Annotated in this window: 19 protein-coding genes and 2 tRNA genes; 8 read left to right on the plus strand and 13 right to left on the minus strand. The window is 74.1% G+C overall.

Annotation, left to right across the window (positions count from 1 at the left end; translation table 11 throughout):
* Positions 1 to 26: 26 nt before the first annotated feature.
* The 3 genes from aztC to aztB are packed head-to-tail and all read right to left on the minus strand — an operon-like array spanning position 27 to position 3,348.
* Positions 27 to 959, minus strand: a complete 933-nt coding sequence (gene aztC / locus ITJ64_RS05805; protein ID WP_194680757.1) for a zinc ABC transporter substrate-binding protein AztC — start codon at positions 957 to 959, stop codon at positions 27 to 29.
* 14 nt (positions 960 to 973) lie between these two features.
* Positions 974 to 2,392, minus strand: coding sequence for a hypothetical protein (locus tag ITJ64_RS05810; RefSeq protein ID WP_194679774.1), 1,419 nt, complete (start codon positions 2,390 to 2,392; stop codon positions 974 to 976).
* Entirely contained in the window at positions 2,389 to 3,348 is a 960-nt protein-coding gene (aztB, locus tag ITJ64_RS05815) for a zinc ABC transporter permease AztB (RefSeq protein WP_194679775.1), read from the minus strand. The genes ITJ64_RS05810 and aztB overlap by 4 nt, the downstream gene beginning before the upstream one ends.
* Before the next feature lie 55 nt (positions 3,349 to 3,403).
* Between aztB and aztA the strand changes: the two genes are divergently transcribed.
* Positions 3,404 to 4,093: a zinc ABC transporter ATP-binding protein AztA gene (gene aztA / locus ITJ64_RS05820; protein WP_370545052.1), complete on the plus strand. Its 690-nt coding sequence runs from the start codon at positions 3,404 to 3,406 to the stop codon at positions 4,091 to 4,093.
* 48 nt (positions 4,094 to 4,141) lie between these two features.
* Positions 4,142 to 4,498 carry a hypothetical protein gene (locus ITJ64_RS05825; protein ID WP_194679776.1) on the plus strand — a complete coding sequence of 119 codons (357 nt, stop codon included), beginning with the start codon at positions 4,142 to 4,144 and terminating at the stop codon, positions 4,496 to 4,498.
* 23 nt (positions 4,499 to 4,521) lie between these two features.
* Here the strand turns inward: ITJ64_RS05825 and ITJ64_RS05830 are convergent, their stop codons facing one another.
* The gene (locus tag ITJ64_RS05830; RefSeq protein WP_194679777.1) at positions 4,522 to 4,851 is read right to left on the minus strand and encodes a hypothetical protein; all 330 of its coding nucleotides are present in this window, start codon (positions 4,849 to 4,851) and stop codon (positions 4,522 to 4,524) included.
* 263 nt (positions 4,852 to 5,114) lie between these two features.
* Between ITJ64_RS05830 and ITJ64_RS05835 the strand changes: the two genes are divergently transcribed.
* The gene (locus ITJ64_RS05835; protein WP_194679778.1) at positions 5,115 to 6,053 is read left to right on the plus strand and encodes a hypothetical protein; all 939 of its coding nucleotides are present in this window, start codon (positions 5,115 to 5,117) and stop codon (positions 6,051 to 6,053) included.
* Positions 6,054 to 6,090: 37 nt separating this feature from the next.
* Positions 6,091 to 7,068, plus strand: a complete 978-nt coding sequence (locus ITJ64_RS05840) for a PhzF family phenazine biosynthesis isomerase (RefSeq protein ID WP_194679779.1) — start codon at positions 6,091 to 6,093, stop codon at positions 7,066 to 7,068.
* 17 nt (positions 7,069 to 7,085) lie between these two features.
* On the opposite strand, the gene ITJ64_RS05845 is transcribed toward ITJ64_RS05840, so the two are convergent.
* The 3 genes from ITJ64_RS05845 to ITJ64_RS05855 all read right to left on the minus strand — a co-directional run bounded on the left by ITJ64_RS05845 (position 7,086) and on the right by ITJ64_RS05855 (position 9,954).
* Entirely contained in the window at positions 7,086 to 7,481 is a 396-nt protein-coding gene (locus tag ITJ64_RS05845) for a RidA family protein (RefSeq protein WP_194679780.1), read from the minus strand.
* 70 nt (positions 7,482 to 7,551) lie between these two features.
* Positions 7,552 to 8,172, minus strand: coding sequence for a mismatch-specific DNA-glycosylase (locus tag ITJ64_RS05850; RefSeq protein WP_194679781.1), 621 nt, complete (start codon positions 8,170 to 8,172; stop codon positions 7,552 to 7,554).
* 45 nt (positions 8,173 to 8,217) lie between these two features.
* Entirely contained in the window at positions 8,218 to 9,954 is a 1,737-nt protein-coding gene (locus ITJ64_RS05855; RefSeq protein ID WP_194679782.1) for an L-aspartate oxidase, read from the minus strand.
* 76 nt (positions 9,955 to 10,030) lie between these two features.
* On the opposite strand from ITJ64_RS05855, the gene ITJ64_RS05860 reads away from it, so the two are divergent.
* The 3 genes from ITJ64_RS05860 (at position 10,031) to ITJ64_RS05870 (ending at position 12,060) form a co-directional block, all read left to right on the plus strand.
* Entirely contained in the window at positions 10,031 to 10,954 is a 924-nt protein-coding gene (locus ITJ64_RS05860; protein WP_194679783.1) for a LysR family transcriptional regulator, read from the plus strand.
* An 85-nt stretch (positions 10,955 to 11,039) separates the two neighbouring features.
* Positions 11,040 to 11,432: a VOC family protein gene (locus ITJ64_RS05865; protein ID WP_194679784.1), complete on the plus strand. Its 393-nt coding sequence runs from the start codon at positions 11,040 to 11,042 to the stop codon at positions 11,430 to 11,432.
* Positions 11,433 to 11,571: 139 nt separating this feature from the next.
* Positions 11,572 to 12,060, plus strand: a complete 489-nt coding sequence (locus tag ITJ64_RS05870; protein WP_194679785.1) for a hypothetical protein — start codon at positions 11,572 to 11,574, stop codon at positions 12,058 to 12,060.
* 57 nt (positions 12,061 to 12,117) lie between these two features.
* On the opposite strand, the gene ITJ64_RS05875 is transcribed toward ITJ64_RS05870, so the two are convergent.
* The 5 genes from ITJ64_RS05875 to ITJ64_RS05895 all read right to left on the minus strand — a co-directional run bounded on the left by ITJ64_RS05875 (position 12,118) and on the right by ITJ64_RS05895 (position 16,035).
* Positions 12,118 to 12,207, minus strand: a tRNA-Ser gene (locus ITJ64_RS05875).
* The gene (locus ITJ64_RS05880) at positions 12,193 to 12,876 is read right to left on the minus strand and encodes an alpha/beta fold hydrolase (protein ID WP_370545055.1); all 684 of its coding nucleotides are present in this window, start codon (positions 12,874 to 12,876) and stop codon (positions 12,193 to 12,195) included. Before ITJ64_RS05880 ends, ITJ64_RS05875 begins: the two co-directional genes overlap by 15 nt.
* Positions 12,877 to 12,880: 4 nt before the next feature.
* A complete protein-coding gene (locus ITJ64_RS05885) occupies positions 12,881 to 14,194 on the minus strand; it encodes an LCP family protein (protein ID WP_194679786.1) in 1,314 nt (437 codons plus the stop codon).
* Positions 14,195 to 14,395: 201 nt separating this feature from the next.
* Positions 14,396 to 14,983, minus strand: a complete 588-nt coding sequence (locus ITJ64_RS05890) for a DUF1349 domain-containing protein (RefSeq protein WP_194679787.1) — start codon at positions 14,981 to 14,983, stop codon at positions 14,396 to 14,398.
* 59 nt (positions 14,984 to 15,042) lie between these two features.
* Positions 15,043 to 16,035: an alpha/beta fold hydrolase gene (locus ITJ64_RS05895; protein ID WP_194679788.1), complete on the minus strand. Its 993-nt coding sequence runs from the start codon at positions 16,033 to 16,035 to the stop codon at positions 15,043 to 15,045.
* A gap of 103 nt (positions 16,036 to 16,138) precedes the next feature.
* Between ITJ64_RS05895 and ITJ64_RS05900 the strand changes: the two genes are divergently transcribed.
* Entirely contained in the window at positions 16,139 to 16,426 is a 288-nt protein-coding gene (locus tag ITJ64_RS05900; RefSeq protein WP_194679789.1) for a hypothetical protein, read from the plus strand.
* Positions 16,427 to 16,469: 43 nt separating this feature from the next.
* Here the strand turns inward: ITJ64_RS05900 and ITJ64_RS05905 are convergent.
* Positions 16,470 to 16,559, minus strand: a tRNA-Ser gene (locus ITJ64_RS05905).
* Between the last annotated feature and the right edge of the window lie 66 nt (positions 16,560 to 16,625).

Raw genomic sequence — 16,625 nt, forward strand, 5'->3', positions numbered from 1 at the left:
CTGTCGCCGGTCAGGGCGACGGAGGGTCAGGGCGACAGGCCGGTGGCGATCAGCTGCGCGTTCGTGCGCATCATCTCGAGGTAGGTGGCGGCGCCCTGGCCGGGGGCCGAGAGCGACTCGGTGTGCAGGGCGACGACGTCGACGTCGACCCCCGCCTCCTCGGCGAGCACCTGCACCAGGCGGTCGGGCTGGGACGCGTCGGCGAAGATCGTGGCGACCCCCGCCTCGCGGATCGCGTCGGTGAGCTCGCGCAGGTCGGACGCGCTCGGCGCCGCCAGGGTCGTGCCGCCCGGGATGACCGCCCCGATCACGCGGAAGTCGTAGCGGTCGGCGAGGTAGCCGAAGACGTGGTGGTTGGTGACCAGGGCGCGATGCTCGGCCGGGATGTCCGCGAAGGCGCCGGCCAGCTCGGAGTCGAGGTGCTCGAGCTCGGCGCGGTAGCGGTCGGCGCCTGCCGCGAGCTGGGCCGGGTCAATGCCCTCGGTCGCGGCGAGCACCGGTTCGAGGCCGTCGACGACGTCGATCATGCGGGTGGGGTCGGTCCAGAAGTGGGGGTCGGGCTCGCCGCGCGCGTCGCCGTCGGCGTAGTCGAGCGGGACGATCAGCTCGCCCGCCGCGACCGTCGGCACGCCCTCCTCGGCGGCGGCGTCGACGTGGTGCTGCAGGCCCTCCTCGAGGCCGAGTCCGTTCGAGACGACGAGCGCGGCGTCGCGGAGGCGCGCGGCCTCGGCCGCGGAGATCTCGAACGAGTGCGGGTCGGCCTCGGGCGGCATCAGGGTGAGCACCTCGGCCTGGTCGCCGACGAGCTCGGCGACGACGTCGCCCAGGATGGTCGTGGTGACGGCGACGAGGGGGCGGGCGCCGGGCGGCTGCTGTGTCGTCCCGGCCGTCGAGGTCGCGCAGCCGGTCAGTGCCGCGAGGGTCGTGACGATCACCGCGGTCGTGACGGCCCGGCGGATCGTTCGCGCGCGCGTCACCGTCCCACCTCCGCCAGGGCCGCGGCCCCGCCCGGGATCTCGAGGGTGCGCGCGATGCGGGCGCTGTCGCGGTAGTCGATCTCCAGCACCGCGCCGGCCCGGGGTGCGTTCACGTAGGCGCGGTCGGCGTCGACCTCGAGCACGACGGCGTCGGGCAGGTCTCGGGCGCTGCCGCCTCCGCCTCCGCCTCCGCCGACCAGCTCGGCGGCGAGGACGGGCTCGCTCCGCACCGCGGCGCCCTGGGCGTCGAGCACGACGATGCGGCCCTCGACGTCGACGCCCACCACCGTGCCGTCGGCGTCACCGACCGCCGTCGCGCGGAGGAGCGGTGCGGGACTGGGGAGCAGCGACCAGGTGCGGTCGCGGGTGTCGAGGAGCCAGGCACCGCGCTCGCCCGCGACGGCGGCGAGGTCGGGGCGACCGGGGCGGGCGGCGAAGGAGGTGGCGCGGTCGTCGGGTTCGGTTTCGGCGGGGTACGGGATGCGCTCGAACGTGATCGTGGCGCGGTCGCCATCGCCGTCGCCGTCGCCTTCGCCGCCGTCGCCCTGTTCGGCGCTCGTGGCGAGCACGGCGCCGTCGGCGCAGCCGAAGACGGCTCCCACTCGGGTCAGCGCCGACCCGGCCGGGTCGTCGCAGTTCGCCGACCCTCCGAGTTCAATGCCGTCAGCGGAATATGCCCTCAGGACGATCTCGGAATCGGGTCCGGCTGTCGAGCCGACGAGCTGGTCACCGAGGGGCAGCAGCACGCCGCCCGGGGCGAGCGGGATGCGCGCGCGCTCCTCGAGGCGGCCCGCGGCGAGGGCGTCGCCGTCGAGCACGACGCCGGAGCCCGATGCACCTCCACCGGCACCGGGGTAGGAGATGGTGGTCAGGGTGGGGCTGGACGCCAGGCGGGCGGTTCCCGCATCCACCCCTTCGTCGAGCCGGCCGACGAGGCGCGGATCAGCGAGGTAGTAATGGGAGTGGTCGCCGTGCGGAACCGTCCAGGTGCCGGTGTCTACGACGGTGACGCCGCCGTGCGGGTCGGCGGCGAAGGCGTAGCGGCCGTCGCTCGTGAGGACGGTGCCGGCTCCGACCTCGGCTTCGACCCCATCCGCGTCCGCGTCCTCGTCTGCTGCGTCCGCGTCCGCGTCGGCGTCGGCGTCGGCGTCGGGGAGCGTGACGGAGGCACCCGTGGCCGGGTCGAACGCCTGCAGCCCGGCGTGCCCGAGCGTGATCAGGCGCAGCTGCGGCTCGGGCATCTCGGTGGCCCCGGCCACGAAGCCGTGCCCGTCGCCCGTGGCGGGCCCCGCGTCGGACGGGCTGCCGGCCGCGGTGTCGGTGACCGCTCCGGGAGGCGACGCGCAGCCCGCCAGCAGCACGGCGAGGAGTCCGGCGGCGGCTGTCGATCGGAGGGGGAGGGACGAGGTGCTCACAGGACGGAGTTCTCCTTCACGGGGCCGTCGCGGTGGACGGCATCGGCGGCCGGGGATGGGGTCGCAGCGCCGGGTGCCGCGAGAGCGGGGCGGCGGGTCGGAGCGGCGACGGCGCGGCGCGCGGCAGGGGCCGTGAGGGCGGCGCGGGCGAGGGCTGCGCGGGCGAGCGCCGAGAGCGCCGCGAGCAGCACGGCCAGGAGCGCGATCGTGGCGCCCGCCGCCGTGGCGGCGTGCCACGAGACAAGCAGCCCGACCAGCACGGCCAGCGTGCCGAACGCGGCGGCGAGCGCCATGGTCGCCGGGATGCCCCGCACCCACCGCCCCGCCGCCACCGCCGGGCCGAGCAGGAGCCCCACGACGAGGAGGCTCCCGACGGCCTGGTACGAGGCTACGACGACGAGTGTGACGAGCCCCACCAGCACCGGCTGCGCGAACCACGGCCGCAGCCCGAGCGTCGCGGCGATCCGGGCGTCGAACGTCGCCGCGACGAACGAGCGGTGGAACACCGCGCACGCCGCCAGCGCCAGGGCCAGGGCTCCGCCGAGCAGCGCGATGTCGCCCCACCCGATCGCCAGCACGTCGCCGAACAGGATGGCGGTGAGGTCGGTCGCGAACGACCGCGATCGCGACACGACGATCACGCCGAGGCTGAGCATGGCCACGAAGAGCAGCCCGATCGCGGTGTCGTCGGAGAGGCGGCCCCGCCTCGAGGCCGCCCCGATGCCGGCGGTCATCACCCCGGCGCTGATCGCGGCTCCGACGACCGGCGGCAGTCCGAGCAGGGTCGCGACGGCGACTCCGGGCAGCACCCCGTGCGCCATCGCCTCGCCGAGGAACGCCATGCCCCGGATGACGACCCAGGTGCCGACGACCCCGCACAGCACCGCCACCAGCACGCCGCCGACGAGGGCGCGCAGCAGAAAGCCGGTGGCGAAGGGCTCGAGCAGTTCGGTCATGGTCACCGACCCTAGCGTTAATTGATAACCGTTCTCATTAAGCTAGGATCGGCGCGTGAACGCTTCCCGACGCCCGACGAACGGTCCGCTGGTGCGGCTGACCGCCGTGTCCGCCGCCTACGGGGATCGGCTCGTGCTCGACCGCGTCGACCTCGAACCGCCCGAGGGTCGGCTGACCGTGCTGCTCGGGCCGAACGGATCGGGCAAGTCGACGCTGCTCGCGGTGCTGGCGGGCATCCTGAAACCGGCCGGCGGCCGCCTCGAACGACGCCCCGGCTCGTCGACGGCGCTCGTCGTGCAGCGCAGCGCCGCCCCCGAACGGATGCCCCTGAGCGTGCGCGAGGTCGTGTCGATGGGGCGCTGGCGCGCGCGCGGACCGGTCGGGGCCCTGCGCGCAGCCGACCGCCGCATCGTCGACGACGCCCTCGACGCGCTGCAGATCGGGCCGCTCGCCCGCCGGTCGCTGCACGAGCTGTCGGGTGGCCAGCGACAGCGGGCGCTCGTGGCGCAGGCGCTCGCCCAGCGGGCCGAGCTGGTGCTGCTCGACGAGCCGGCGTCGGGGGTGGACGAGCGGGCGCAGGGGCTGATCCGCGCGGCGGTGGACGGCGAACTCGCGCGGGGTGCGACCGTCGTGCAGGCGACGCACGACGCGGGATGGGCGCGGCGCGCCGAACCCCACGGTCTGGTGCTGCGCCTCATGGCGGCGGCCGCGTCCGTGCGTGACGACGGCTCCGATTCCCTATGATTCTGCTGTGGCCGGGGAGCCACCCCTGTCGCACTGCAAGGAGGACCGGTGCCGTTCCGAACCAAGGAGCTGCTCGAGGAGTGGCTGGCCGAATTCGTCGCCCAGGAGCATCCGATGCCCGGTGAGCTCGAGGTGCTGCGGCACGAGGACCTGAGCGGGGGCGACACCGGCCTCGTCGTCGTGCGGCTGCAGAATGCGGGCCCCTACGCCTATCTCGAGCCGACCGCGCCCGGCGACCCGAGCTGGCAGGTCGTGTTCGCGCCCCGGCACGACGAGCTCACCCTCGACGTGGAGCGGCTGAACGAGCTCTCGGGCGAGCTGGTGACGGCGGCGGAGCTGTGCGGGTTCCTCGAGCTGAAGTCGCGCGAGCACCTCGAGGCGGCGAGCGCGGCCGCCGCCGGCTAGCACCCCCTGCGACGCCTGCCGCGTCAGGCGCGGGCCGCCGCCATGCCCTCGCTCGGGTCGGCGGGCTCGGGCACCATGGCGAGCTCGCCCCGCTCGGCGCTGGAGTTGAGGGCCGAGATCCACGCCCGGTTCAGCATCGGCGGCCGGTTGCCGTAGAAGCGGAACTCGAGGTCGACCCCGGGTGAGAGCCACACGGTGCCACGCCCGCTGCCGTGATCGGGATCGACCGTCCAGGACAAGGCGAATGACTCGCCCCGGCGCAGCTTCGCGAGCATGACCACCTTGAGGTGGCTGAGCAGCCTGTCCTCGATCTCGATCTCATGCCCATTGCCGCCGTAGTACAACTTGCCCATCGGGTGGGGTCCTCCTGGTGGTTCGGGTGCGTCGGCACGCACTCCTCGTGATCCTGCCGTGGTCTCCGGATCCCTCCCGAGGGTTGACATCGCTCCGGTCGGTTTAGTAGAGCCGCCGGGTGGGCGCCGGCGGGTCGGCGCCTGCGGCGATCGACGTCTGCACGACGGGATGCGTCACAGCGGCGACGGAGACGGTCGCCGCGCGGGGGGCGCGAGCCGCGCATCCGCAGACTGGACGGCGACCGGAAAGGCCCACGCCCGCCATGTCCCGCACCACCGCCTCCCGCGCACGGGCACCCCGTGCGCACGCCGCCCGGCGCCTGGTCGCGATCGTCTTCGTGGCGGTGTTCTCGGTCGGCACCTCGACGTGGGCGGCAAGCGCGTCGTGGACCGCGAACCCCGTGGCCCTCACCGGCTCGGCCACCGCGGCCACGGTCTCGGTGACCTCGACGCTGACCGTGCCGCCGGTCGCGGAGTTCAAGGTGCCCGTCACCTCGCCGACGGTCGCCGACACGACCCACGTCGGCGCGCTGACCTATGCCAACACGGGCACGGCCCCGCTCGCCCTCACCCTCGCCGTCGCCGTCTCGGCGCCGGGCAGCGCCGCCCTCCCCGGGAAGATCGCCGTGACGCTGTGGAGCGCGAGCACCGCGGCGCAGTGCGGCAGCACGGTGCCCGCGACCGGCACCACCGCCGGCACCCTGTCCGCGCCGCCTGGCCTGCCCTCGGCCTTCGCCGCGGTGCCGGGCGGCACCTCGATCGCCCTCTGCGTCGCCCTCCAGCTGATCGGCACGACCGCGAACTCCCAGGGCGAGTCGCTGACCGCCACCTTCACCCTCACCGGCACCGTCGGCACGAACTGGACCGCCTCGGCCTCCTCCGTCATCGCCCAGAACGTCTACCGGGTGCCCACTCCGGGCACCGTCACCTGCTCGGGCTCCGGCACCATCTCCCTGAACTTCACCCCGGTCGCCGGCGCGACGAGCTACCGGCTCCTGCGCACCGGGACGACCACCACCGAGCTCAAGACCTTCACGGCGCCTCCCGTCACCCTGACCGCGTCCGAGCTGCCGCTGCTCACCCTCGGGTCGGTGCCGCTGGCCGTTCAGGCGGTCGACGGCACCTACGGCACGTCGTCGGGAAACAGCGCCATCACCGTCCGCGCCGCGATCCTGCTGACGCTGCTCGGCCTGACCTGCTGACGTACGCCGCCCACTCGCTCTTCGGCAGAATGGATGCGTGAACGACGCGCATCCGGCCGACCCGACCCCGCCCGACACGACGCCCGAGGTGCTGCGGCTCACCGCCTTCGCCGCGACCCCCGAGGGCGGCAACCCCGCGGGCGTCGTGCTCTCGGCCGGCGGTCTCGACGACGCCGCGCTGCAGGCGATCGCGGCCGAGGTCGGCTACTCGGAGACCGCGTTCCTCGTCGACCCCGCCGTCGACGGCGACGAGCGGCACGTGCGGGCGCGGTACTTCTCGCCGACGGCCGAGGTGCCGTTCTGCGGCCACGCCACCATCGCCACCGCGGTCGCCCTCGCCGAGCGGCGCGGCCCGGGCCCCTTCACGGTCGAGACGCCGGTCGGCCCGATCATCCTCTCGACGACCCGCGACGGTGAACGGATGCTCGCCGCCTTCACCAGCGTCAACCCCACCGTCCGGCAGCCCGACCCCGGCGTCGCCGACGAGCTCCTCACCCTCCTCGGGCTCACCGCCGCCGACCTCGACCCGCGCTTCCCCCTCCTGGAGGCATTCGCCGGCAACTGGCACCCCGTCGTCGCGGTCGCCTCCCCCACGGTCTTCGACGCCCTCACCTTCGACCCCGCCTCCCTCCGCGCGCTCATGGACCGGCGCGGCTGGCGCGGCACCGTCACCGTCCTCCACGCCCCGTCCGCCGCCGGTCCCGGCGCCCCCGTCGACCCCCTCGCTGCGGCCGCGGCCGCGCCCGCGCCCGCGCCGGCGCCCGTGCCGGCGCCCGCCGAGCTCGAGGTCGAGACGCGCAACCTCTTCCCCGTCGGCGCCATCACCGAAGACCCCGCCACCGGCTCGGCGGCCGCCTCCCTCGGCGCCTACCTCCGCCACCTCGGCGCCGTCACCCCGCCCGCGCGCCTCACCATCCACCAGGGCCGCCACGTCGGCCGCCCCAGCCTCCTCGTCGCCACGATCCCGCCCACGGGCGGCATCCGAGTCGAGGGCACCGCCACCCCCATCAGCTGACGGGCTCCGAGTCGGGGTCAGGGGGCGAGGGCCGCCACCGCCGCGATCTCCACGAGCGCGCCCGGCACGCCGAGGCCGGCGACGAAGGCGGCGGTGACGAGGGGCGGATGCTCCGACGCGAGCTCCCCCGCGATCGCGCCGTAGCCCGCCCGGAGGTCGGCACCGTCGACGAAGAGCACCGTCCACTGGACGACGTCGTCGAGGGTCGCCCCCGCGGCGGCGAGCGCCGTGCGCGCGTTCTGCAGCGCGCGGGCGGCCTGCGCCCCGACGTCGGGGCCGACGATCGCGCCGGACTCGTCGACGCCGTTCTGGCCGCCGACGTAGATCGTCGTCGATCCGGGCGGCACCACGGCGACGTGGCTGAAGGCGGGGCTGCGCACGAGCCCCTCGGGGCGGATCCGTTCGATGGCCATCCTCCACGATGGCACCGCCGCCGCCCCCAGGGGAAGACCCGGCAGGGGACGCCCCGGGAGGCGACCGCCGCTACCGCGCCGAACCGCCGGCGACGGGCGCGTCCGGCACGGGGTACACGTCGATCCCCGCCGCGACCGCCACCTCCCGATACGCGACCGCCAGCGACCCCACGCTCTCGTGCGCGTTCAGCCCGCTCGGGTTCGGCACCACCCACAGCTCCGCCCCCGCGAGGTCCGCCGGCTGCCGCCCCACCGCCGCCCGCGGCGCACCGAAGGCGATGCGGAACGTCGTGATCCCGAGCATCGCCACCACCCGCGGCCGGATCGCACCCACCCGCGCGGCGAGCGTCGCGGCTCCGTCGCGCAGCTGCTGCGCCGAGAGCTCGTCGGCCCGCGCGGTCGCACCCGCCACGAGGGTCGTGATGCCGACGCCGCGCGCGAGGAGGTGGGCACGGTCATCCGCACGCAGCCCCGCCGAGGCGTCGACCACCCGGTTCAGGATGCCCGCCCGGTGCAGCGCCGGCCAGAACCGGTTGCCCGGCCGGCTGAACGGCGCCTGCACGGCTGCGGTGTGCAGCCCGGGGTTGATGCCCACGAGCAGCAGCCGCGTGTCCGACCCGACGACGTCGGGGATCGAGCGGCCCCGGAAGGCGTCGAGCTCGGCGCGCGTGAAACCGGTGCGGGTGCCCATGCCGGAAGGCTACCCGAGCGCTCGCGCGGGCGAGCATCCGCCCCTCTACTCGAGCAGCTTCCCACCCACCGAGACCTCCTCGGCCATCAGCGCCGCGATCTCGGCCGGGATCTCCGGGATCGACTCCCGCGTCACCCCGCCCGACGGCGACCAGACCAGGTTCACCTGCAGCGCGGGGTCGAGAGAGGGGTAGTCGCTCCGGTTGTGGCACCCCCGCGTCTCGCGCCGTTCGAGCGCCGCCTCGAGGGTGGCCCGGGCGGCGAGGGCGGCCGACTTGAGGTCGAACGCGTGCGCGAGATCCTGGTAGCCGGCGATGTCGGGATGCACGCCCACGTCGGCGATCCGCGCCTCGATCGCGTCGAGCTCGGCGAGACCGGCCCGAAGCCCGTCTTCGTCACGGACGACGCCCGCGTGCTCGGTCATCGTGTTGCGGATGGCCCGCTGCAGCGCCCGCACGTTCTCGGGCCCGTCGCCCTCGAGCAGCGCCGCGATCTCGTCGCGAGCCGTCGCGACCGCCGAGGCCGAGCGCTTCTGCGCCGAGAGCCCGGTCGAGTACGCCGCCGCGGCCTGTCCGACGATCCGCCCGAAGACGAGCAGCTCGATCAGCGAGTTGCCGCCGAGCCGGTTCGCCCCGTGCAGCCCCGACGAGGCCTCGCCGATGGCGTACAGCCCGGGCACGTCGGTCGAGTGGTCCTCAGGACGAACCCAGACCCCGCCCATCGAGTAGTGCGCGGTCGGCGCGATCTCGATCGGGTCGGTCGTGATGTCGAGCATCTGCAGCTCGAGCATCGTCTGGTAGACGCGCGGCAGCCGGGTCATGATCGTCTCGCGCGGCAGGTGCGACACGTCGAGCCACACCCCGCCGTTCGGCGTGCCGCGCCCCTCCTTGATCTCGGTGTAGCAGGCCAGGGCCACCCGGTCGCGGGTCGACAGCTCGAGCCGCTCGGGGTCGTACTTGTGCATGAACCGCTCGCCGAGGCCGTTGCGCAGGATGCCCCCCTCACCACGGGCGGCCTCGCTGATCAGCGTGCCGGCCGCGTTCTCGGGCTCGATGATGCCGCTCGGGTGGAACTGCACGAGCTCGGGGTCGCGCAGTCGCCCGCCCGCCTCCACGGCGAGCCGGAACGAGTCGCCCGTGTTCTCGTCGCGACGGGAGGAGGTGCGGCGCCAGATGCGGTTGTGACCGCCCGCGGCGAGGATCACGGCATCCGCGTGGATGAGGTAGCGGGTGCCGTTCTCGACGTCGAAGCCGTAGGCGCCGAACACCGCGCCGTCGTCGTTCACGAGGATGCGCGTGACGTACACCGTGTCGAGGATCGGCACCTCCAGCTGCGCCGCCCGGTTGACCAGCGTGCGCTGGATCTCGAGGCCCGTGTAGTCGCCCGCGAACGCGGTGCGGCGGTAGGTGTGCGCTCCGAAGAAGCGCTGCGAGATGCGCCCGTCGCCCTCGCGTGCGAACGGCATGCCGTAGCGCTCGAGGTCGTCGATGCCCTGCGCGGCACCCTGGGTGACGATCTGCACCGTGTGCGGGTTGGCGAGGAGGTAGGACTCCTTCAGGGTGTCGGCGGCGTGCTGCTGCCAGCTGTCCTCGGGGTCCATGGTCGCGAGCGCGGCGTTGATGCCGCCGGCCGCGAGGGAGGTGTGGGCGTCGCTCTTCGAGCGCTTGCCGAGGGCGAGCACGTCGACGCCGGCCTCGGCCAGTTCGATCGCGGCACGGAGGCCGGAGCCGCCGGTGCCGATGACGAGCACGGTGGTGGAGATCTGTCGTTCTGTGGGGCGCATGCTCCAACGCTAGGCACCCGGTGGCGATTACTCCAATGCATCTTGAGCGTCACGACGATGCGCGTAGGCTATCGCTATGAACCTCGACCAGCTGCGAGGGTTTGCGGAGGTGGCGAGTGAGGGCAACTTCACCCGCGCATCCGAGAACCTGCATCTCGCCCAGCCCTCGCTCAGCCGGCAGATCGCCGCCCTCGAGCACGACCTCGGCGCCGAACTGTTCACTCGCGCCCGCGGCGGCAGCACGCTCACCGCGGCCGGCGAGTCACTGCTGCCCCTGGCGAAGCGGATGCTCGCCGACGCCGATTCCGTGCGACGCGAACTCGCCGAACTGGCCGGTCTCCAGCGCGGCAGGGTGCGCCTCGGAGCCACGCCGACCCTCTGCATCAGCCTGGTCGCGGAGGTGCTGAAGGACTTCCACGCCGAGCACCCCGGCGTCGAGCTGCACCTCTCGGAGCACGGCTCGCGGCGGCTGCTCGACCAGCTCGCGGGCGGCGAGCTCGACCTGGCGCTGATCACCACCTCGCACGCAGCCACCGCCGACCGCTTCACCGTGAGTCCGCTGCTCGTCGAGGAGCTGGTGCTGATCTCATCGGCCTCGGCGCCCCCGGTCGCAGCCGGCGCCTCGCTCTCGCTGACGGAGGCCGCCGCGCTCCCCCAAATCGTCTTCAGCCGCAGCTACGACCTGCGCGCGGCCACCGACGAGGCCTTCGCCCTGGCCGGCCTGACGCCCGAGGTCGTGCTCGAGGGCGCCGAGATGGACGCGGTGCTGCGCTTCGTCGAGCGCGGCCTCGGCGTGGCGATCGTGCCGGCGATGGTGCTGATCGACCGGCCCGGCCTGCGCTCGCTGCGCCTCGCGGGACCGCCGCTCACCCGCACGATCAGCCTCGCCCGCCCGCACGACGTCACCCCGTCGCGCGCCGTGCAGGTCATGCAGCGCACCGTCGCCACCACGGCCCGCGCATTCGCCTCCCGCGCCACCGCGACCATGCGCCCGGCCTGACCGACCCCCCCACGAGATCGACCGTGGATGCGCGGCGCGGCCACTGCCACCGCGGCGGCCCGCTCTCCGGCGTACGGTGGCGAGCGTGCCCCAGTTCACCGGAATCCACCACGTCGCCGTGACCGTCAGCGACCTCGCCGCGTCCGCCGCCTTCTACGAGCGCGTGCTCGGCTTCCCGCCCGCCGGCGGCATCGACGACGAGCACCTGCATCGGCGTCTGTTCACCCTGCCCGACGGCGTGAACCTCGGCCTCACCGAGCACGACCCCACGACGGGCGAGCGCTTCAGCCCGTTCCGCCCGGGCCTCGACCACCTGGGCCTCGCGGTCGCCGACCGCGCCGAGCTCGAGGCGTGGGCGGCCCACCTCGACACCCTCGGCGTCCCGCACAGCGGCCCGGTCGACGCCGACTACGGCACGGCCCTCAGCTTCACCGACCCCGACGGCACGGCCCTGGAGTTCTTCGCGCCCGCTGGCTGACCGATGCCCGGCCGCATGACGGATGCCCAGCCGCGCCGGATGCCCGGAAGCGGACATGTCCGCAAGCGGGCCTTGTGTCGCATAACCCCAAGCCACGACCCTGAAGAGCAGACCCGACCACTGCGCGAGGGAGTCCACCGTGACGGAGATGAACCGACGCTCGGTCCTGGTGATGAGCGCCTGGTCGGTGCCGGTCGTCGCCGCCGCCGTCGCCGCTCCGGCAGCCGCGGCCAGCACGGAGTTCGCGTTCGCCCTGGTGCTGTCCCCCGAGTCGGCGACCACCTTCCGCGACGTCCGCAGCTCGGTGAACCTCTCGATCCTGAACACGTCGGCGACGGAGTTCTCGGGCACCGTGTCCGTCATCATGTCGGGCATGTATGTGCGCAACTCGGACGACTTCCTCCTCGTCGCCATCGCCGAGAGCCCCCAGTGGGCCGGCGTCACGCGCACCGTCTACTCGCCGACGACGCTCTCCTGGTCGGGCGCCCTGGCCCCCGGCGCGATCGGCACCTCCGTGCTGCTCCAGCCGCAGTCGCAGCGGCTCAGCTACCCCGCGACGAGCACGATCGCCTTCAACCCGCTCGACCAGGCCGCTGCCCCGAAGAACTTCACCGTCACCTGGTACTGATCCGCCGCAGCCGGGTACGAAAAAACCGCCAGATCGCGGGGATCTGACGGTGCAGTGCGGAGACGGTGGGATTTGAACCCACGGTACCCTTGACGGGTACTCCACCTTAGCAGGGTGGTGCACTAGGCCGAACTATGCGACGTCTCCTTGGCTTTCGCCTGTGCCATCATAGCCGACGCTTCGTGCGAAGTCGGCCACCGCATCCGCCGCCGTCGCCAGGTGCTCGGCGTGGGTGTGCCCCGAGAGCTTCGCGCGCGGCTTGAACTCGTGCTCGCCGTCGTCCAGCCAGGTGAAGCGGATGCCCGTCGGCAGCCCGTACGCCGACACCTCCTCGACCGTGCCGAACGGGTCGCGCGTGCCTTGGCAGACGAGCGTCGGGGTGGCGAGCGAGAGCAGGTGCGCGGTGCGCAGCCTCTCGGGCCGCCCCGGTGGATGGAACGGGTACCCGAGGCACACCAGCCCCCGCACCTCACCGGCGGCCCGCAGCTCGTCGGCGACGAGGCTGGCCACGCGGCCGCCCATCGACTTGCCGCCGATCAGCACGGGGCGCGAGGCGGGAGCGGCCGCGAGCACCGCCGCGACGGCGGCCCGGTACTCGTCCATCAGCGTCTCGACCTTGGGCGGCGGCCTGCGGCGGCCGTCGGGCCCGCGGCGGGCGGCCATGTAGGCGAACTCGAAGCGGGCGACGCGGAGGCCGCGGTCGGCGAGGAGGGCCGCCATCCGGTTCATCCAGTCGGAGTCCATGGCTGCTCCGGCGCCGTGGGCAAGCACGAGCACGGGCCCGTCGACGGGGCCGGTCCAGAGCAGCTCGGGCACGGCGCTACTCGTTGCCCACCGAGCAGGTGTAGTCGGCGGCGGTCTGGCCCTTGACGGAGTCGGGGAGGAGGGTGGATCCGTCGGCGAGCACGGTGCCCGGCGCCGGGGCCGCGGGGTCGACGGGGGCGGCGGGATCGACCGGCGCCGAGGGGTCGGTGGGAGCGGGGGCCGCCGGGTCGACGGGGGCGGCAGCATCCGGAGCCCCGGGCGAAGCCGGATCGACGACCGACGCCACCCCGCCCGGAGCCGCGACCGCGACGGGCTGGTCGGCCAGGATCGCCGCGAACAGGATGTCGGCCGCCTCGGTGTCGGGCGCGACCTTGCCCGCGGGCACCCAGTCGGCGTAGAAGTTCGGATAGGCGACGAAGGTGACCTTCGAGAGGTCCATGTCCTTCAGGGCGAGCGCGATCGAGACCATCGTGTCGGGCGAGGCGAGCCGGTCGGAGAGGGTCATGTTGCTGGCGGCGGCCTTCGCGAGGCCGTAGAGCTTGCCGAAGTCGGTGAGGGTCGAGTCGCTCTTCACGGTGCGCACGAGGGAGGAGAGGAAGACCTGCTGCGAGGAGATGCGGCCGATGTCGCTGCCGTCGCCGACGCCGTGGCGGGTGCGCAGGAAGCCGAGCGCATCCGCCCCCTTCAGCGGGTGGGTGCCGGGTTCGAGGTAGACGCCGGTGAACGGGTCGTCGATGACCTCGGCGACGCAGACGGGCACGCCGCCGACCGCGTTGGACATCTCGATCACGCCGTTGAACTGGATCTCGGCCGCGAACGGGATGCTGAGGCCCGTCAGGCTCTCGACCGTGAGCACCGTGCAGGCGAGGCCGCCCTGGCCGAGCGACTCGTTGATCGGCGCGGTGTAGCCGCCGCCCCCGGGGCACTCGGGCAGGTCGACCACGAGGTCGCGGGGGAAGCTGACGACGGTGGCGCTGGAGTGGTCCTGCGCGATGTGCATGAGCATGGTGACGTCGTTGAGCTCGGCGCCCTCGTCGTCGCCGTAGGCGTCGCCCTGGCCGGTGCGGCTGTCACTGCCGACGAGCAGCAGGTTGACGCCGCCGTCGATGGCCGAGATGGCGGGGGCGGCGGCGATGGCGGCCCCGCCGGCTCCGCTCGCGCCGCTCGGCTGGGCGGCCGCGGCCTCCTGGTCGGAGACGAGCGAGACGGTCTGGATGCTCCGCGTCACGTCCCACGCGGCGTAGGCGCCGAGGGTGACGCCGCTGATCCCGAGCACCGCGACGGCGGCGAGCGCGGTGGTCGCGACGGCACGCAGAGGATGGGGACTGCTCAGGCGGCCGTGGCGCGCGATCGGCGTCTTCTTCGTCATGGGGGAGGGTCTCCTTTGCAGAAGTCTGGCACACGGCCGATCCGGGGCGCTCGCGCACTCCTGGCGCCCGCCGAGCCTCAGGGCGCTCGCGCACCCCGGGCGGCCGCCGGGCCCTCAGGGCGCTCGCGCACCCCGGGCAGCCGCCGGGCCCTCAGGGCGCTCGGTATCCGCGTGGCGTGCGCGGGCGCGCCCGACCGCCGGTCAGTGCAGCGAGACGTCGGCCGCAGTGCGGCGCCACGCGCAGAACCGCACCGTGAGGCCCGGCCGCGAGGGCGCCGCCGCGAGCGGCCCGGCCTGCGCGTCGAGCGCGGACTCGAACGGCACCACGCGCACGAACTGCAGCGGCCCGCCGTCGACCGCGGCCCGCACGATCAGCGCGTCGTCGCCGCGGCTCACCCGCACGAGCACCCGCCGCCCGAGCCACGACGGCACCGGCGCGACCGACCAGTCCGACCGCCCGTCGGTCACCACCGCGCCCAGCTGCAGCAGCCCGTCGGCGAACTCCACGCCCGCCTTCACCCAGCGCTCAGCGGATGCCCGCACGAACACCCCCGCCTGGTCGAACTGCTCGGCGAACTCCGCGTCGAACTCGACCTCCATCGCGGTGCCGACCGCGAACGGCGCGAGCAGCCCGTGCTCGCTGTCGTGCACGAACCCGTAGTAGGTCTCGCGCCACGCGTCGCTGCCCTCGGCGGCGGTGACGACGAGCTCGTCGCCCTGCTCCTCGGCGGCGACCGGCGGATGCGTCCAGCTGCCGTCGGACCACGGGATGCGCACGGCTTCAGTCATGCCCCCAACGCTACCGGCGCGGCGCACCGGCCACCCACGGCCACCCACGGCCACGGCGATCAGCGGCCCGCGAGGGTCGCCACTGCGTCGGCGAAGGCCTCGGGTGCCTCCTGGGGGACGTCGTGGCCGACGCCCGGGAGGGGGACGATCGAGAAGGGTCCGGTGAAGCGGTGGCGGGTGCGCTCGGAGTCGTCGGGGCCGAAGCCGTCGGCGAGGGCGTCGAGCGAGACGGTCGGCACGCGGATGGCCGGCGTGGTGGCGAGGAAGGCCTCGAGCTCGGCGCAGCGGGGGTCGCCCTCGGCGTGGCGGTGCCGATGCCGGTACGAGTGCACCGCGACGTCGACGAAGTCGGGATTGTGCAGGCTCGGGGCGGTGCGCCCGAAGGCCGCACCGGCTCCGGCCCACTCGGGTGACCACAGCCGCCAGAGCAGCCCGCAGAGTGCGTCGCGGTCGGCGTCGAGCCCGTTCCGACCGCGGTCGGTGTGCAGGTACCACTGGTACCAGTCGCGGTACTCGTCGATCGGCGCCGCCGGTTCGATCGAGGCGGCGATGTCCTGGATGGCGTAGCCGCCGACCGTGACGAGCCCGCCGATCCCCTCCGGGCGCACGGCGGCGGCGATGCACGCCGCCCGCCCGCCCCAGTCGAAGCCGCCGACCACCGGACGCTGGAGACCGAGCGCGTCGACGAGGTCGAGCAGGTCCTGCCCGACGGCGGCCTGCTGCCCGGATCGCGGCGTGGCCGCATCACGGAACCGCGTCGGCCCGTACCCGCGGACGTAGGGCGTGATCGCCCGCACGCCCCGCGCCGCGAGCAGCGGCACGACCCCCTCGAAGCTCAGCACGTCGTACGGGAACCCGTGCACGAGCACGGCCACCGGTCCGCCGCTCGGCCCGTTCCCCGGGCCGCTGCCCGCCGCACCGCCGCGCGCCCCGCCGCCGCTCGGCCCGCCGTCCGCCGCCCCGTCGCTCGCGCCGTCGACCAGCGACGCGCTGTCGAAGTACGCGATCTCGAGATCGCCGGTCAGCACCGTGCGCAGGTCTCCCAGAGTCATGCCACGACTCAAGCACCCACTCCCGACATCGGGCACCCCGTTGCCGTCGCCCGGCGACCGTCATTGACTGGGAGCCATCATCACGACGTCGAAGGAGACCATCATGAGCGACGACCTCACCCCCACTGCCGCCGGCGAGAACGAGCCGTTCGACCAGACCAACGGCCTGGCCCAGGGCCTCGAGGGCGACGACCGCGGCACGATCGGCGAGGCGCCCGACGACGGCGAGGAGACCGGCGGCGTGCTGGGCAAGGCGTTCCGCGGCCTGGCCGAACCGTTCGACGGCGACCGCGACCGCGACCCCGACGCCGACCGCGACCGCGACGCCGGCGGCCCCACCCCCGAGGACGAGGACGAGGCCGTCACCCCCTACAGCGAGGAAGGCCGCTAGAGCGCAGCGTCCGGCCCGACCCGCTGCGGCCGGCGAACCCACCTGGCGGAGGGCAAGAGATTCGAACTCTTGAGGGCTTTGACACCCCACCAGTTTTCAAGACTGGCTCCATCGGCCGCTCGGACAGCCCTCCCGATCGCCCCCGCCCCAGGGGCGGAACGATCAGCCACGAGCATACCCGCCCTCCCGCGGGCGCAGG

It is taken from the genome of Herbiconiux sp. VKM Ac-1786 (genome assembly GCF_015350805.1).
In the GTDB taxonomy this organism is placed as follows: domain Bacteria; phylum Actinomycetota; class Actinomycetes; order Actinomycetales; family Microbacteriaceae; genus Herbiconiux.

Coding starts and splice junctions, on each gene's coding strand:
- aztB (WP_194679775.1), bottom strand. CDS start 3,348: ATGACCGAACTGCTCGAGCCCTTCGCCACCGGCTTTCTGCTGCGCGCC.
- ITJ64_RS05830 (WP_194679777.1), bottom strand. CDS start 4,851: ATGGGCAAGTTGTACTACGGCGGCAATGGGCATGAGATCGAGATCGAG.
- ITJ64_RS05835 (WP_194679778.1), top strand. CDS start 5,115: ATGTCCCGCACCACCGCCTCCCGCGCACGGGCACCCCGTGCGCACGCC.
- ITJ64_RS05845 (WP_194679780.1), bottom strand. CDS start 7,481: ATGGCCATCGAACGGATCCGCCCCGAGGGGCTCGTGCGCAGCCCCGCC.
- ITJ64_RS05850 (WP_194679781.1), bottom strand. CDS start 8,172: ATGGGCACCCGCACCGGTTTCACGCGCGCCGAGCTCGACGCCTTCCGG.
- ITJ64_RS05855 (WP_194679782.1), bottom strand. CDS start 9,954: ATGCGCCCCACAGAACGACAGATCTCCACCACCGTGCTCGTCATCGGC.
- ITJ64_RS05860 (WP_194679783.1), top strand. CDS start 10,031: ATGAACCTCGACCAGCTGCGAGGGTTTGCGGAGGTGGCGAGTGAGGGC.
- ITJ64_RS05885 (WP_194679786.1), bottom strand. CDS start 14,194: ATGACGAAGAAGACGCCGATCGCGCGCCACGGCCGCCTGAGCAGTCCC.
- ITJ64_RS05890 (WP_194679787.1), bottom strand. CDS start 14,983: ATGACTGAAGCCGTGCGCATCCCGTGGTCCGACGGCAGCTGGACGCAT.
- ITJ64_RS05895 (WP_194679788.1), bottom strand. CDS start 16,035: ATGACTCTGGGAGACCTGCGCACGGTGCTGACCGGCGATCTCGAGATC.
- ITJ64_RS05900 (WP_194679789.1), top strand. CDS start 16,139: ATGAGCGACGACCTCACCCCCACTGCCGCCGGCGAGAACGAGCCGTTC.